At 61.0% G+C, this 15,071-nt stretch carries 18 protein-coding genes; 8 read left to right on the forward strand and 10 right to left on the reverse strand.

The features are described from left to right. The first annotated feature begins 11 nt into the window (after window positions 1-11). Window positions 12-194: a hypothetical protein gene (locus tag EI171_RS43035; protein WP_161536757.1), complete on the forward strand. Its 183-nt coding sequence runs from the start codon at window positions 12-14 to the stop codon at window positions 192-194. Between the two features lie 14 nt (window positions 195-208). Here the strand turns inward: EI171_RS43035 and EI171_RS43040 are convergent, their stop codons facing one another. The 3 genes from EI171_RS43040 to ykgO form a co-directional block, all read right to left on the reverse strand. Beyond that, window positions 209-469, reverse strand: a complete 261-nt coding sequence (locus EI171_RS43040) for a hypothetical protein (RefSeq protein ID WP_161536758.1) — start codon at window positions 467-469, stop codon at window positions 209-211. Between the two features lie 161 nt (window positions 470-630). Continuing rightward, a complete protein-coding gene (locus EI171_RS43045) occupies window positions 631-1,272 on the reverse strand; it encodes a tetratricopeptide repeat protein (RefSeq protein ID WP_161537186.1) in 642 nt (213 codons plus the stop codon). 120 nt (window positions 1,273-1,392) lie between these two features. After that, window positions 1,393-1,518 carry a type B 50S ribosomal protein L36 gene (ykgO, locus tag EI171_RS43050; protein WP_006611362.1) on the reverse strand — a complete coding sequence of 42 codons (126 nt, stop codon included), beginning with the start codon at window positions 1,516-1,518 and terminating at the stop codon, window positions 1,393-1,395. A 341-nt stretch (window positions 1,519-1,859) separates the two neighbouring features. Here ykgO and EI171_RS43055 point away from each other — a divergent pair, with 341 nt between their 5' ends. Beyond that, window positions 1,860-2,744 carry an amidohydrolase family protein gene (locus EI171_RS43055; RefSeq protein WP_161536759.1) on the forward strand — a complete coding sequence of 295 codons (885 nt, stop codon included), beginning with the start codon at window positions 1,860-1,862 and terminating at the stop codon, window positions 2,742-2,744. Window positions 2,745-2,845: 101 nt separating this feature from the next. On the opposite strand, the gene EI171_RS43060 is transcribed toward EI171_RS43055, so the two are convergent. Then, window positions 2,846-3,592, reverse strand: coding sequence for a hypothetical protein (locus tag EI171_RS43060; RefSeq protein WP_333924775.1), 747 nt, complete (start codon window positions 3,590-3,592; stop codon window positions 2,846-2,848). Between the two features lie 453 nt (window positions 3,593-4,045). On the opposite strand from EI171_RS43060, the gene EI171_RS43065 reads away from it, so the two are divergent. After that, the gene (locus EI171_RS43065) at window positions 4,046-4,639 is read left to right on the forward strand and encodes a hypothetical protein (RefSeq protein WP_028174598.1); all 594 of its coding nucleotides are present in this window, start codon (window positions 4,046-4,048) and stop codon (window positions 4,637-4,639) included. A 354-nt stretch (window positions 4,640-4,993) separates the two neighbouring features. On the opposite strand, the gene EI171_RS43070 is transcribed toward EI171_RS43065, so the two are convergent. Beyond that, entirely contained in the window at window positions 4,994-5,437 is a 444-nt protein-coding gene (locus EI171_RS43070; RefSeq protein WP_011090283.1) for a cytochrome c, read from the reverse strand. Between the two features lie 220 nt (window positions 5,438-5,657). Between EI171_RS43070 and EI171_RS43075 the strand changes: the two genes are divergently transcribed. Continuing rightward, a complete protein-coding gene (locus tag EI171_RS43075; protein ID WP_161533493.1) occupies window positions 5,658-6,767 on the forward strand; it encodes an IS630 family transposase in 1,110 nt (369 codons plus the stop codon). Window positions 6,768-6,935: 168 nt separating this feature from the next. Here EI171_RS43075 and EI171_RS43080 read toward each other — a convergent pair whose 3' ends face one another. Then, complete coding sequence (locus EI171_RS43080; protein ID WP_011090284.1) at window positions 6,936-7,859, reverse strand: LysR substrate-binding domain-containing protein; 924 nt, start codon at window positions 7,857-7,859, stop codon at window positions 6,936-6,938. Window positions 7,860-8,344: 485 nt separating this feature from the next. On the opposite strand from EI171_RS43080, the gene EI171_RS43085 reads away from it, so the two are divergent. Both EI171_RS43085 and EI171_RS43090 read left to right on the forward strand, forming a co-directional pair. Continuing rightward, the gene (locus EI171_RS43085; protein ID WP_011090285.1) at window positions 8,345-9,163 is read left to right on the forward strand and encodes an alpha/beta fold hydrolase; all 819 of its coding nucleotides are present in this window, start codon (window positions 8,345-8,347) and stop codon (window positions 9,161-9,163) included. A 260-nt stretch (window positions 9,164-9,423) separates the two neighbouring features. Next, complete coding sequence (locus EI171_RS43090) at window positions 9,424-10,533, forward strand: IS630 family transposase (protein WP_161533493.1); 1,110 nt, start codon at window positions 9,424-9,426, stop codon at window positions 10,531-10,533. 10 nt (window positions 10,534-10,543) lie between these two features. Here EI171_RS43090 and EI171_RS43095 read toward each other — a convergent pair whose 3' ends face one another. Then, window positions 10,544-11,137, reverse strand: a complete 594-nt coding sequence (locus tag EI171_RS43095) for a hypothetical protein (RefSeq protein WP_246740408.1) — start codon at window positions 11,135-11,137, stop codon at window positions 10,544-10,546. Window positions 11,138-11,208: 71 nt separating this feature from the next. Continuing rightward, window positions 11,209-11,805, reverse strand: coding sequence for a superoxide dismutase (locus EI171_RS43100; RefSeq protein ID WP_028173935.1), 597 nt, complete (start codon window positions 11,803-11,805; stop codon window positions 11,209-11,211). Between the two features lie 535 nt (window positions 11,806-12,340). On the opposite strand from EI171_RS43100, the gene EI171_RS43105 reads away from it, so the two are divergent. Together EI171_RS43105 and EI171_RS43110 are read left to right on the forward strand one after the other, a co-directional pair. Further along, a complete protein-coding gene (locus EI171_RS43105) occupies window positions 12,341-13,072 on the forward strand; it encodes a haloacid dehalogenase type II (protein ID WP_060909004.1) in 732 nt (243 codons plus the stop codon). 31 nt (window positions 13,073-13,103) lie between these two features. After that, entirely contained in the window at window positions 13,104-13,571 is a 468-nt protein-coding gene (locus tag EI171_RS43110; protein ID WP_011090290.1) for a YbaK/EbsC family protein, read from the forward strand. 6 nt (window positions 13,572-13,577) lie between these two features. On the opposite strand, the gene EI171_RS43115 is transcribed toward EI171_RS43110, so the two are convergent. Together EI171_RS43115 and EI171_RS43120 are read right to left on the reverse strand one after the other, a co-directional pair. Continuing rightward, window positions 13,578-13,922, reverse strand: coding sequence for a hypothetical protein (locus EI171_RS43115; protein WP_011090291.1), 345 nt, complete (start codon window positions 13,920-13,922; stop codon window positions 13,578-13,580). A gap of 96 nt (window positions 13,923-14,018) precedes the next feature. Further along, window positions 14,019-15,005 carry a tripartite tricarboxylate transporter substrate binding protein gene (locus EI171_RS43120; protein WP_161536761.1) on the reverse strand — a complete coding sequence of 329 codons (987 nt, stop codon included), beginning with the start codon at window positions 15,003-15,005 and terminating at the stop codon, window positions 14,019-14,021. Window positions 15,006-15,071 lie beyond the last annotated feature (66 nt).

Genomic DNA, 15,071 nt, shown 5'->3' on the forward strand with positions numbered 1-15,071 from the left:
GGAGAATTTCGATGAGCTTCAGATCGAACGACACTGCAATCGACGAGATTGTCGCAAGCTGCAACGGTGACCTGCGCGGTGCCGTGCGGGCGCTGCTCCTGATCAACGAGCATCTCGAGGCGGAGCTCGCCAGGGCTTACGCCGCAGTGGCCGATCGCGGCCTCGCCGAGCGCGGCGGCGCCGCCCTGCATTAGGTTGCGGGCCGGACCTAGTCCGTCTTGTCCTCGTCCTTTTCGTCATCGGGACTGACCGCGGGACAGGCGCGGATGGTCGAGCGGGCGAGCTTGGCGTCGGCCCTGGACTTGTAGGGACCATCGCCGAACCAGATGTCGCCGATGATGACCGGATTGCTGGTCACGATGTTGCATTTGCCGGTGGCGCGGTTGCCGACCACCCAGAACAGTCCGTCGGCGAGACTCACCGTTCCCGACGCGAGCAACAAGCTACCCGCAAAAATCAAACGCTTCATGGCTTTGCTCCTGCCATGCAGGTAGGCCTGCGGCCGCATTGACGATACCCCAGCTCATGCGACGCGTGTGATCGTGGTTAATCCGCGTGCGCCGCAATCGCTCGGGAAATGATCAAACTATCCCTTTGCGCTGGCGCGGCCCTTCGGGTCCGGATCGTGCTCTAGATGTCGCGGCCTTCGACCTTTTCGGTCAGCGCCTTGACCTGATCGGGGATCTTCTCGAGGTACGGATTGACGGCGAGCGCCTTGCGGTAGGCCTCGAGCGCGCGCTTCTCGTCGCCGACCTCCTGCATGATCATGCCGAGCCCCGCGAGCGCGCCGAAATGGCGGGGTTCGCGGATCAGCACTTGCTGGATGTCGGCGAGCGAGCGGCCGTAGTCGTTCTGCATGTAGTAGAGCGTGGCGCGCCGGTTCCAGGCCTCGATGTAGTCGGGCCTGAGCTTGATGACCGAATCCAGCAGCTTGATCGCGACGTCGATCTTCTGCGCGTCGACCGCGGTCTTGGCCCGCGCCATCAGCAGCGAGGCGGTATCGCTCGGGGTCTGGAGCCAGATCGCCCAGATCCGCGCCTCGACATGCTTGGCGCTGACATCGTCGGGCGCCGCCTTCAGCGCGCCGAACAGGAAATCGAGATTTTTGGTGCGATCGACCTTGGGCAGCTTGGCCGGCGCTTCGGGAAGCTTCTTCTGCTTGCCGGGCGGGGACGGCGGCTCAACCTGCTGCGCCGCGGCCGGCGCGAGGCCGGCGGTTCCCAGGGCAAGGGCCAGACACAGGGTGCGCGCGAAAACGAATCTCACTGCCAGGACTCTCACTGCCATGACCGAAGTCTAGACGCGTAAAGCCGCCCTTGCAAAGCAAAGGCGGCGTCAAACTCGTGTGAGACCGTGGTCTTGCGGGGCGCGCGGGGCGTCCGGCAGGGCTAATCAGCCCTGGCGAGCCTTGAAGCGGCGCTGCACCTTGTTGATCACATAGACCCGGCCCTTGCGGCGGACCAGGCGGTTGGCGCGATGGCGACCGCGCAGCGATTTCAGCGAGTTACGGACCTTCATGGCAGAATCCTGAACGTTCGAAAGGCCGTGTTCGGCACTACCGTTTCGGCACGCGCGAATGTGGCAAAATGAGATTTTTCCCGCTGGCGGACGACCGCCCGGGACGGGGCGGTTCTTAAGGCATGGCGGGAGGTCATGTCAATGTTAACTGCCCGGTTCCGAACCGGCAATTTCGCGAAAACAACCCCATGCACAGTAGAAACGGCCGGATCGGCCCGATCTGCCGCATCAGAGGCCAGGCACAGCAAAGACTTTTGCGGGCTGCGGTTTTGCTTCCAGCGACGCCTTGCCAAATTCGTTATATCATATAATCAATTTGGCAACCCGTCGGGAGGAAACCAATGCCGAAGCTGAAGCTGCCCAACATCGACGATGTCGTCGCCATCGACATCCACACCCACGCCGAAGAGCCCTGCGGCTGCCACGCCGACGACGGCTATGACGACTTCCAGGCGCAGATGGCGGAGTACTTCAAGTCGCCGAACAAGCATCCGCCGACCGTGCCGGAGACCGCCGCCTACTATCGCTCCAAGAACATCGCCGCCGTGATCTTCCCGGTCGACGCCGAGCGCGAGACCGGTTTCCGCCGCTACAACAATTACGAGATGCTGGAGGTCGCCTCCGACCATCTCGACGTCCTCATCCCGTTCGTCTCGATCGACCCGCACAAGGGCAAGCTCGGGGCGCGCGAGGCGCGCAAGCTGATCGAGGAATACGGCGTGCGCGGCTTCAAATTCCATCCGACCATGCAGGGCTTCTATGCCAACGACCGCATGGCCTATCCGCTCTACGAAGAGATCAACAATGGCGGCGCCATCGCGCTGTTCCACACCGGCCAGACCGGCGTCGGCTCGGGCATGCCCGGCGGCATGGGGATGCGGCTGAAATATTCCAACCCGATGTACATGGACGACGTCGCGGCCGATTTTCCCGACCTCAAGATCATCCTCGCCCATCCCTCCTTCCCCTGGCAGGAAGAGGCGCTGTCGGTCGCGACCCACAAGCCGAACGTCTACATCGACCTGTCGGGCTGGTCGCCGAAATACTTCCCGCCGATCCTGGTGCGCTACATCAACTCGATTCTCCAGGACAAGACGCTGTTCGGCTCGGACTGGCCGGTGATCACGCCGGACCGCTGGCTGTCGGACTTCGCCAAGATCGACATCCGCGACGAGATCCGGCCGAAGGTGCTGAAGGCCAACGCGCGCAAGCTTTTGGGTATCTAGCGCGGACGCTGAGAAGACCGCTGGCGTGGCAGGGCAACGCTCGAGCTGCCGACGGCAAGGAGACCGCCTGACGGCGGTCTCCGGAAGTTCACCGCGTCTGATCAGGCAGCTCGCTTGAAAGCCTCCCGCGCCGCCTCGTTGGCACGATCAAAGGCAAGGCGGGTCTCCGCCAGGGCCGCCATGAGTGCGGACCATGAGTGGGTCCCCGCCTCTCTGAGCTTCTCCAGTTTTTTCTCCGCCTCGATTGCATCGGCATTCATGCGCTTCAGGGCTGCGTCGATGTCGCCGCGGCGCTCGGACGCAAAGTTCTTGGCATCGCTGCCGAGCTTGTCGGCGGCTTCGCGCCACGCCTTGAGCTGCGCTTCGGCCTGAAGCTTGAACGTCGCCTGTTGCTGCTCGATCTGCTTGCCGAAGCTTTCGACGTATTTTCCGGCCTCGGTCTCGAACACGCGCCAATCGGCTTCCATTCTTGATTTTGCCTGGGTCCAGGCGGCCTCGCCGACCTCCGACTGCTTCTTCACGGTGTCGCGGAATTCGTCGCGCTGCTTGCAGAGATCCGCCAGAACCTTCGTGGCCTTCTCACGCGCTTCCGACTGCACCTCGGAAGCCCTGGCTTCGAGCGAGGTCACCGTTGCTTCCATTTCGTCGAGACGCTCCTTGGCCCAGTTGGTGAAGAAATTGATGTTGTTTTGCGTGACCATTGCTTCGTGTCCATGGTTCGAATGGTACCGCCCCAGTTTCCCGACTAACACGCTGCGCCACGCGCGTTCTTGACGTGAGTCAAGCAACGTCGCCGAGCTGATGAGGGCTTCGATGCCGAGGACAGAAACCCTCACTTGCCAGATCAAGCGCCAGCCCGGGACTCAAGGATTTGTAGGTCGCGAGCGGCGCCTGCGCCATTGCCGGGTGCGCGAGCATCAACAGGACGGTGGCCGCAAGCAGGGTGCGAGCGAGCATGGTTTCTCCGACGTGAGCTGGTCGACGTCGACTTTAATCTAGGGCGTGTACTCTTAACGCGCAGAAGTCCGGTCTTGAAGGCTTAGCGGAAATGTTCCGCTCGGTCAGCGCATTGCCGCTGATGACCCGATTGAGACATCCTCTTGACAGTCGGGCGATGAAGAACGCGGTCTGTCGGCTGAGCCATCAAAGGCCCATGTACGCCCAAGAGGGAGTACCACCATTTTTCTATCGCGATTGGCGGCCATGAGGTTGTTATCGTCTTGTCGGAAATGGCAAAAACCCTCACCCTTGGTTCGGCCAGTTCATTCCGACATTGCTTTGATGAAAAGCTAGGAGGGAACATGCGCAAATATGTCCGTGGTACCTTCGTCGCCGCGCTAGGTCTTGCTTTTATCGGTGCGGCCCTCAGACCAATTGCAGCAGAAGAGCCTTACAAGGCTCAGCTCGACGCGTTGCGCAAATCGCTGGAGAAATATCAGGACTACAAGGTAGCCGTGCGCGACCTCTACCTGTCGACGGTGGGCTGCGTGCACTATTCTGGCGAGAAAGTTCCGCACCACATGGAGTATGCCAAAGGCGCTATGGGAGTGCACTTTGCCAATGTCACAGTGCAGGGCGCTCCCGATCCGATGAAGCCCAACGTATTGATCTACGAACCTGTGGGCAAGGAATTGAAGCTCGTGGCTGTTGAGTGGTTGGTGCCTCTAACGGCAGATACCAAGCAGCGCCCCTCTCTCTTCGACCAACCCTTCATGGGCCCGATGGAAGGACACTGGCCGCTCATTCCAAAGGAGTTTGTGCATTATGATCTGCATGCCTGGTTGTTCAAGGACAACCCGCTCGGCATGTTTGCGCCCACCAACCCGAATGTTAGCTGCGAGGGCTACGACTTTTCCCTGCTGGAAGAGCCGACCATGATGGTGCCGGGCCCATAAGCCAATCGCGAGGTCGGCTTCTGGCCCATCAGCGAAGTGGTAGCACGCCTCATTGAGGTCCGTTCAATGGGGCATAGCGGACTGAGCTTGCTCACGTTGAGTTTTTCGCGTTTTGACCCCACAGAAGGCACGGCATCGGGCCGGGCAGATGTCGGCCTCGACCCGCTTCGGACATCGCGGTTTGGCAAACAGGGCAGTAAGACTCCCGGGCGCATCACGAGGCAATATGAGGCGGCGGGAGTTCATCGGGCTGGTTGGTGGTGCAGCTGCTTCGTCGGTTGTGGCGCAAGCAAACTTTTTCCGCTTTAGCGGGCGCTAAGCGGGACGGGCAAGTAATCTTATGCTCGTCGGTTGCTACTTTTGCTGAACGCGGCTGAGATAATCGACAACAGCGAGGATGCGTTTTCGCACGACGACTTCGGGGCTTTGCTCCGGCCCGGCCATCTTCCAATAAGACGGATCAACATAGTGAGGCAAGTTGACAATGGGGTTGAATCGTTCCCCCCAAATTGGCATCTCACGAGTGCCGTGAGCAGGAATTGTTTTCGATCCATCTATGGTTTCATAGACAGCGTTCGTGGGAAAGACCCCGTTGTTGTTCTTGGCCAACACCGTCAAATCGGGAGGCGGGATCTTGAGCTGGTCGCTGACCGGTCCTTTGCCCTTTGCATCCGCGCCATGACAACTCGCGCACGAAGACTGAAATTCTGACTTGCCGATGTCGAGGTCTTCAGCCTGAGCCGCGGCAGCGAAAGCAGCGGTAAGGCCGGCAATTATCAACCAACCACACTTTACCATGTCGCGCTCCGACGCTGGCTAGAAAGGCTTTACTACTAGCCGCTTTGCGCTCCGACAGATTGACGCATATCAAGACTGGCTTCCGGCTTAGGCTTGTGAAGGCTCTGGGAGTGGCATGCTTTCGCCGGCTGATCGGACTTAAGAGCCCGCGCCCTAGTCATCTGGAACGCAAGTTCGTCACATTAGTTGATAGCTCGAATCTCTACAGAGGAGAGAGCTCGTGGCTAATGCAGGTGAGCGAGGCCGGCCGATCGCGCCGTTGGTGCTTAGTCCGCAGGAGCGGGCGTACTTGGAGAGGCAAGTTCGTCGTCATCGCGTTGCCCGATCGCTATCTGAGCGATGCCGCGCGATCCTGCGATGCGCGGATGGATTGCCAAGCAAGTCTGTGGCTGCCGAACTCGGCCTGCACGAACACACCATTGGCAAGTGGCGTCGCCGATTTTTGAAGGACCGCTGTGATGGCCTGCTTGACGAGGCACGCCCTGGCCGCCCTCGAACCATCAACGACGATCAGGTTGCTGAGGTGATCGAGCGGACGTTGCGGACGACGCCAGCCGATGCCACGCATTGGTCGATCCGCTCGATGGCTGCGGAAACCGGCTTTTCCCACACCACGATCCGCCGAATGTGGGCGGCGTTCGGCTTGCAGCCGCACCGTAGCCAGACATTCAAGCTATCGAGCGATCCGCTGTTCGTCGACAAGGTACGCGACATCGTCGGCCTTTACCTGTCCCCACCGAACCGAGCCCTTGTCCTCAGTGTCGATGAGAAAAGCCAGATCCAGGCCCTGGATCGCGAGCAGCCGGTCCTTCCGATGATGCCGGGCGTACCGGAACGGCGCACGCACAGCTATGTGCGGCATGGTACGACCTCGCTGTTTGCCGCGCTCGATGTCGCCTCGGGATTCGTCATCGGCAAATGTTACAAACGCCACCGGGCAATCGAGTTCTTGAAGTTCCTCAAAGAGATCGACGCTCAAGTCCCTGAAGGGATCGATGTCCATATCGTCATGGACAACTACGCCACTCACAAAACACCCAAGATCAAAGCGTGGCTCGCCCGCCGGCCGCACTATCATGTCCATTTCACGCCGACTTCCGCGTCATGGATCAACCAGGTCGAGCGCTGGTTCGCTGAGCTCACCAGAAAGCAGATCCAGCGAGGTGTTCACACCTCCGTCAGGCAACTCGAGGCCGACATCCGTACCTTCATCGATTTGCACAACAGACACCCGAAGCCCTTCAAATGGACCAAGTCCGCAGACCAGATTTTGGCGTCCGTCAAACGCTTCTGCCACAAAGCCCAGCAGACATTATGTGGCGAACTTTAGATTCAGGTGACTAGAGTGATGCCGTGCTCGCCGATCTCGCGCTGCTCTGCTACCACCCGCATGGTCTGGGCGCGTCCGCCGTTCGGTCGCTATCGGGGATAGATCGGACATGGAGCGGATAACCCATGTCGGTCGCAAATGACCCGTAGCGGACTCTCGCATCGGCTACTAGTCAGCTTCAACGTAGCGAATGATGCTCTGATTTTGAACGTTTGCAACCAATTCATCCGCGCGGGACAAAAGGCGGCGGAGCAGGGGCGACGGATTAGTCCGATTGTATCCCAGCGCCAGATCGACCGTCGGCGTGCCGCCCTCGAGCGCTCTGGCGACGACGTTCGGTGCAAGCATGTTCTGCGCATAGAGCGGGACGAGGCTAATTCCGCCTGTGGAAGCCACGAGCGACATGGCCGATGATATGTTTTCGCCTTCATACTTCGCCTTGAGGGTAATGCCGACCCGAGATGCGTAATTATGTATGACCTCTTGCAAGACCGGCGATGTTCTTGCCGAGCTGACATAGATCTCGCGGGCGAGATCCTGCGGACGAATCTTCTTCCGTGATGCCAAGCGGTGTTCGGCCGGCAGCACGGCAATCAAGGGCTCCTTCGCCAATATCTTGAAGACGACGCCCTCGTTGTCTTTCTCCGGACGAAGGAAAGCGATGTCCAGCTTTCCCCGCATCAATGCCAGTGCGAGTTCTGGCGAAGATTGCGTGCTGAGCGTCACGTCGACATCGGGGGCTTCCTCGCGGAGGATGCGCAGCAACTGGGGGAGCCACATCACCTCCAGCCCGACGAGAAAGCCCATCGAGAGGACGGGCCTTTGCGGTTGCGCCGTCTGCCGGGCCCCTTCCGTTGCGGCCTCGACCTGCAGCAGCGCCAGCCGCGCATGATCGAGAAACACGCGTCCGGCAGCGGTCAGCGTCACGCCGCGCGCCTGGCGCTCCAATAACTGGACGCCGACTTCGGCTTCCAGATCGCGAATTTGCCGGCTCAAGGACGGCTGGGAGGTGTTCAGTCGCCGTTCGGCGGCGTTCAGCAGGCTGCCTTCTTCAGCGACGGCAACGAAATAGCGCAGGTGCCGGAGCTCCATGATCCCTCGTATATCTTCCAGGCATAGCTCGAAGCCTACAAGGTCTTGGTCAGGAGCCAAAGGGGGATTTACCGTTTCGCAGTCTTCAACCAAAAAAAGGACAACGAACAATGTCTTCGCCGAAGCATAGTATCGTCTTCAGCAAAGTGATCCCAGCACTCCAGGCCGATAGGAACGGCGTGATCGCAATTCAGTACGGCCTCGACAATTCTGCAGCGCGATCGAGAGTGGCGTCCCTCATTTAGCGGGAAACGCGCGCGAATGCGCAGGAGCGACGAATAGCGCCGCGCCGGATCCGGCGATAACGCGTCGGCGATCGGGTGTTGGCACGACAAGGGCTTGCCGGCGAGGCCGCTGAACATCGTGTCTTTTGGAAAGCCAGGGGGCGCGATCTGTGGCCTGATCAGCTTGCGCCTGCCTGCTTTTTTAGACCCCCGTCCGCAAACTTTTCAACAAAGATCTAACAGCGCAGATGGAGCGACTCGATGTCGACGATCACGACTACAGACGGCGTAAGCATCTTCTACAAGGATTGGGGATCAGGTCAGCCGATCGTGTTCAGCCACGGCTGGCCGCTGACAGCGGACGACTGGGATGCCCAGATGATGTTCTTCCTTCATCACGGGTATCGTGTGATCGCCCACGACCGGCGCGGCCACGGCCGGTCCGACCAGCCCGGCACCGGCAACGACATGGACCACTGGGTTGCCGACCTCGCGGCCCTGACTGAACACCTCAACCTGCGCGACGCGATACATATCGGGCATTCGACAGGTTGCGGTGAGGTCGCTCGCTATGTTGCTCGCCACCCGGCGCGCGTCGCGAAGGCCGTACTGGTCGCTTCACTGACGCCGAACATGTACCGGAGCGAGGACAATCCGTCCGGTCAACCGCCGGAGTGGTTCGAAGCGATCCGGGCAGGTATGTTGGGTAACCGGTCGGAGTTCTACCGTTTCGTCCCTGAGAATCCGTTCTACGGCTACAATCTCGATGGAGCCAAGCCTTCGGAGGCCATCATCGCCAACTGGTGGCGCCAAGGCATGGCCGGTGGTGCCCTCGCTCACTATACGACTGTCGACTCTTGGCTCGAAGACTATACCGAGGATCTCAAGAAGATCACCGTGCCGGTGCTGGTGATGCATGGCGAGGCGGATCAAGTCGTCCCATTCGCAAGTACCGTGCCGCGTGCGGTCAACCTGCTTAAGAACGGGTCGCTGAAAACTTATCCAGGCTACCCCCATGGCATGCTCACCACACATGCGGATGTCCTCAACCCCGACCTGCTCTCGTTCATCAGGACTTGACGACATCGCTCATCCATCATCGCCTCCCGCGCGAAGGAGATGCCGTTTGCAAGGCGGCCTCCCCTTCCAGTTCAAGAGATGGTGTGCAACGGCCGCCTTTGGCCCAACGCGGAAGTCCCGCGACGTCCGCTTTCGCGCCGCTATCGGGGGCATAGCGGACGTCTAACGGCGTCCCGATTAATGAGTACGCGCGCTAGTCATCTGGAACGCAAGTTCGTCACATTAGTTGATAGCTCGAATCTCTACAGAGGAGAGAGCTCGTGGCTAATGCAGGTGAGCGAGGCCGGCCGATCGCGCCGTTGGTGCTTAGTCCGCAGGAGCGGGCGTACTTGGAGAGGCAAGTTCGTCGTCATCGCGTTGCCCGATCGCTATCTGAGCGATGCCGCGCGATCCTGCGATGCGCGGATGGATTGCCAAGCAAGTCTGTGGCTGCCGAACTCGGCCTGCACGAACACACCATTGGCAAGTGGCGTCGCCGATTTTTGAAGGACCGCTGTGATGGCCTGCTTGACGAGGCACGCCCTGGCCGCCCTCGAACCATCAACGACGATCAGGTTGCTGAGGTGATCGAGCGGACGTTGCGGACGACGCCAGCCGATGCCACGCATTGGTCGATCCGCTCGATGGCTGCGGAAACCGGCTTTTCCCACACCACGATCCGCCGAATGTGGGCGGCGTTCGGCTTGCAGCCGCACCGTAGCCAGACATTCAAGCTATCGAGCGATCCGCTGTTCGTCGACAAGGTACGCGACATCGTCGGCCTTTACCTGTCCCCACCGAACCGAGCCCTTGTCCTCAGTGTCGATGAGAAAAGCCAGATCCAGGCCCTGGATCGCGAGCAGCCGGTCCTTCCGATGATGCCGGGCGTACCGGAACGGCGCACGCACAGCTATGTGCGGCATGGTACGACCTCGCTGTTTGCCGCGCTCGATGTCGCCTCGGGATTCGTCATCGGCAAATGTTACAAACGCCACCGGGCAATCGAGTTCTTGAAGTTCCTCAAAGAGATCGACGCTCAAGTCCCTGAAGGGATCGATGTCCATATCGTCATGGACAACTACGCCACTCACAAAACACCCAAGATCAAAGCGTGGCTCGCCCGCCGGCCGCACTATCATGTCCATTTCACGCCGACTTCCGCGTCATGGATCAACCAGGTCGAGCGCTGGTTCGCTGAGCTCACCAGAAAGCAGATCCAGCGAGGTGTTCACACCTCCGTCAGGCAACTCGAGGCCGACATCCGTACCTTCATCGATTTGCACAACAGACACCCGAAGCCCTTCAAATGGACCAAGTCCGCAGACCAGATTTTGGCGTCCGTCAAACGCTTCTGCCACAAAGCCCAGCAGACATTATGTGGCGAACTTTAGATTCAGGTGACTAGTTCAGCGCACCGTATGTCAGGTCGTCGAATACGGTGACACTGTCGGCCTTGGTCCACAAGCCGATCATGCCGGCGTCCCTGATCGATTCGTCCTCGACCTCGAACATCGGCTTGCCGTCATACATTACCCTGAATAGCTTTCCCGCGAATTCGCAGCGTAGGGAATGCCATTGACCTGATGGCACCGATACCTTGACGCCATAGCCGCCTTTCCGGCCGACGATATCGAGCGCGCTGCGAACACCTTTGATCGTCTTGTAGAGCACGACATTGTCTTCAAGCGCGTTGGCCCGCACGACATAGTAATTGTCGGCATCCTTTGCGCGCCAGACAATACCGGCCGCACGATCCTCGGAGCCTGAGATCGCCTTGAACTTGACCTCGACGAACCCGTCCAGGATGCTGGTGCCGTTCCTGAGCGCCACTGGAAACGTCGCCTGACCGGATTGTTTCAGGACGTTCGGCTTGCTTGGCGCCGTCGACTCCGCCTCGACCGTCCATTTGGGCTGGCCACGACCCGTCTTCGTCAGAGTCCAACCTTCGGGCGCTGCGCCGATTGCTGCGTTGTCAAAATTTACAGTGTCTGCCATCGCGTTTCCTTCCACCGACAATAGGAACAGCGCCGCCCCCAAGAGCGCTACGCTCATTCTTCGCACGGCGTCTAAGCTTCCCGCCTGTATTGATCGTAGAGTGTCGCAGCGTTGTCCCATTTGATCGCTTCCATGTAGATGTCGACATACTTCGCGGCCGCGGCGCCGTAATCCATGTGATAGGCGTGCTCATACATGTCGAGCACCAGCACGGGGCGTCCGCCGGCCAGCGTCGTCGTGTGGTCGGCGGCCCACTGATTGACCAGCCGCTTGTCGCGCGGTGAGTAGGAAAGAATCACCCAGCCGGAGCCGCCGCCTTCGGCCTTGCCCATGGCGGAGAACTCCGCGCGCCACCGCTCCATGCTGCCGAAATCGCGCGCGATCGCCTCGGCAAGTGCTGTGCTCGGCTTGCCGGCACCGCCGAGCCCGTCGAAATAGATTTCATGGAGGATCATCGAGTTTGACGCGACGAGCTCCTCGCGCTTCAGGCCGTTGATGACGAAGTTCGGAGCTTTCGCGAAGTCGAGCTCGGCGAGTTGCGTTCCGATCGCGTTCAGTCGCTTTACGGCGCCGACATAGTTGTTCTCGTAGTGACTGACGAGCACCTTCTCCGAGATGCCGGCAATGGATTTCGGATCGAACGGCATCGGCTTGGGCTGGTATGTCATTGGCTTGGCTCCTGTTGGCTGATTGGCTTGCGCAAGGGCTTGCGTCCCCGCGAGTAGTGCGGTCGACGCCGCGGCGGCCCCCACGCCCCTGATGAAGTCTCGGCGGTCGGTATTCGTGGTCATGAAGTCCTCCACTTGATCGTCGTCCCCAACGTCCCCCGCGTACTCGCTAGCTCTTGGTGCTCGCCGTCTTGTCGCGTGCGCAAATAGACCGCGCGGTCCTCGTCGATACGGACATCGACGAGACCGGCGCGCTGGCGGCACCAATTGACGGGACAATTTCTGTGATGAGATCGAGATGAAAGCAGACATGCAGCGTCCTTGGTGACCAGGACGCGATACTTGGGCATGTCGCCTCGCGGGGAGATCGCAGATCCCCGTGCCTCGAATTAAGCGCCTGCCGGCGGCAGTGTCAATCTGCTGCGCGACGCCGCCGGGGTGACGATTTCTTGAAGAAGGTTCCGACCTTGTCGCGCACCGGGCCGTTTCGGTATTGTCCGTGCGCCTCCCGCAAAGATCCCAAAGGAGCGAGCCAATGAGCCTCAAAGCCGTCGTCTTCGACGCCTACGGAACGCTCTACGACATCCAGTCGGTCGCTGACATCACCGAGGATGCGTTTCCGGGCTACGGCGAGATCATCACGCAGGTCTGGCGCATCAAGCAGCTCGAATACACGTGGTTGCGCTCTCTGATGCAGCGCTACCAGGACTTTGACGCGGTCACGCGCGACTCACTCGCCTATACGCTGCGCATCCTTGGGCTCGCTTATGAGCGCGAGGAATTCGAGCGCGTGATCGAAAAGTATCTGCATCTCGATCTCTATCCGGATGCAACAAGCGCGCTTGCGGCCTTGAAGCCCCGACAACTCGCCATCCTCTCCAACGGCAGTCCGGACATGCTGAACGGGCTCGTGCGCAACACCAAGCTTGACCGCCTGCTCGATGCCACCATCAGTGTCGATGCCAAGAAGGTCTTCAAGCCGAGCCCGGCGGCCTATGAGCTGATCGGCGAGGTGCTCGGCACCGCGCCGGACGAGGTTCTGTTCGTCTCCTCCAATCCCTGGGACGTCGCGGGCGCGAAGTCGTTCGGGCTGAACGTCGCCTGGATCGAACGGGTGACGCCGGAAGCCATGGCGCTGGCTTGCGTCGAGAACGAACTCGTGGCACCGCTGACGATGTTCAAGGCGATCCGCACCCAGATGGACGAGCTTGGCTTTGCGCCGGACCACCGCGTCCGCTCGCTCTCCGAGCTGCCAAGTATCATCTGAGGTAGGTACGCCGCCCGCCCGTGAGACTGGAATGAGCCTGGAATCCGTTCGCGCCTTCTTCGCCGAGAAAGCCCCCGACATCTCCGTCATTGAATCCCCGATCAGCTCCGCGACCGTGGCGCTGGCGGCCGAGGCCTATGGTGTCGAGCCGGGGCGAATCGCCAAGACGCTGTCGTTGCGGATCGGCGAGCGCGTCATCCTGATCGTCGCCGCCGGCACCTCGCGCATGGACAACAAGAAGGTGAAGACGCAGTTCGGCGGCAAGCCGAAGATGCTGGGGCTGGAAGAGGTCGCCGAGATCACCGGCCACGAGGTCGGCGGCGTCTGTCCGTTCGGACTGAAGGCGCCGCTGCCGGTCTATTGCGACGTATCGCTGAAGGCGTTCGACGTGGTGGTGCCGGCCGCAGGCTCGACTCACAGCGCGGTGCGCATCACGCCCGAGCGGATGGCCGAGCTGACCGCGGCCGAATGGATCGATGTCTGCGAAATCAGGCCTTAAGAGACGTTAATCGTCCTCATCGTAAGGCCGCGGCTGCGGGGGCGGCGGCGCAGCATTGTAGCGCGGTGGCGGCACCGCCCGCCCTCGCGGGACCGGCTGCTGCGGCTGCATCTGGTTGTTGGATTGGAACACCGCACGGCAGGCGCTGGAGAGCTGGGGCGTGTTCTGCTGCAAGCAGGCCGTGATGCGGCTCACGTCCGGAATCTGGTCGCTGCACAGGCGCCACACATCCGGTGTGCAGGCCATCTGCTGTTCCATGGTTCCGCGATATTCCTCGGCGAATGCTGCGCCTTGCGCGACGATGCCGCCAATTGCGAGCGCCACACCCAGCGCAATCCGCTCTGTTCGCATGTCTCGATTCCTTCCAGAGTTTCTCGAATTCTCATCAATCAATGAGACGCGGGCAGGTTCTAGACGAACAAAAAAATGTGAATGTCGGGCCGGAACCTACTCCACCCGGCCGATCTTCTTCACCGCCGTGATCAGCCGCGCACTGTCGTCGGCGACGAAACGCGAGAACTCCGGCGCGTCCTGATAGGCGACGAGACTGCCCGAGGCCTCGAAGGACTTGAGGACCTCCGGACTCGCCATCACCTGCGCCATGGCCTCGCGCAGCCGGGTCGCGATCGGCGCGGGAAGAGAGCTCTGTGCAAAGAGCCCGGCCCATATGTACATCTCGACATCCTTGTAGCCGAGTTCCTGGAAGGTCGGCACGTCGGGGAAGCTCGCGATGCGTCGCGCACCGCAATTGCCGAGCACGCGCAGCTTGCCGTCGTCGACCTGCGGCTTCAGCGTACCGGGCGCGGCCGCGATGGCCTGCACGGTGCCGCTGAGCAACGCGGTGAGCGCGGGACCCGCGCCGCGGAACGGCACGTGCAGCAATTTGATGCCGGCGCTGTTCGCAAACATCTCCATCGCCACATGCAGCGTGCCGTACGGCCCGGACGAGCCATAAGTGATCTGGCCCGGCCGCTTCTTCGCGTCCTCGATGAAATCCTGCGCGGTCTTCCATGGCGCCGAGACCGGCACCGCGAGCAGCGTGGGATCGGCGAGCACGCGCGCGATCGGCATGAACTGCGAGACTTCGTAGGCGACGGGACGGTCGAACAGCCGGTCGGCCTCCGGCAGCACCGCGAGCGACGAAAGGGTCATCAGCAGCGTGTAACCATCCGGCTCGGCGCGCGCCGCCGCGGCATTGCCGACCGATCCGCCGCCGCCTCCGGCGCGGTTGTCGACGATCACGGGCTTGCCGAGGATCCGCTCCAGCGCCATGGCCACGGGGCGCGCGGCGAGATCGGCCTGGCCGCCGGCCGGAAACGGCACGATCATGGTGACGTTGCGGGCGGGATAGCCCTGCGCGAGCGCCTGGTCCGGTAACGCAGCCCGCAACAACGGCAATGCCGCAACCGCGCGCAAGAGATCGCGTCGATCCATGGTGGTCCCTCCCCCTGATTTTCTTTGTTTCGCGGCCAGCCTAGCGCGGCGATCGGCAAGAACAAG

Source organism: Bradyrhizobium sp. LCT2, assembly GCF_009931255.1.
In the GTDB taxonomy this organism is placed as follows: domain Bacteria; phylum Pseudomonadota; class Alphaproteobacteria; order Rhizobiales; family Xanthobacteraceae; genus Bradyrhizobium; species Bradyrhizobium diazoefficiens.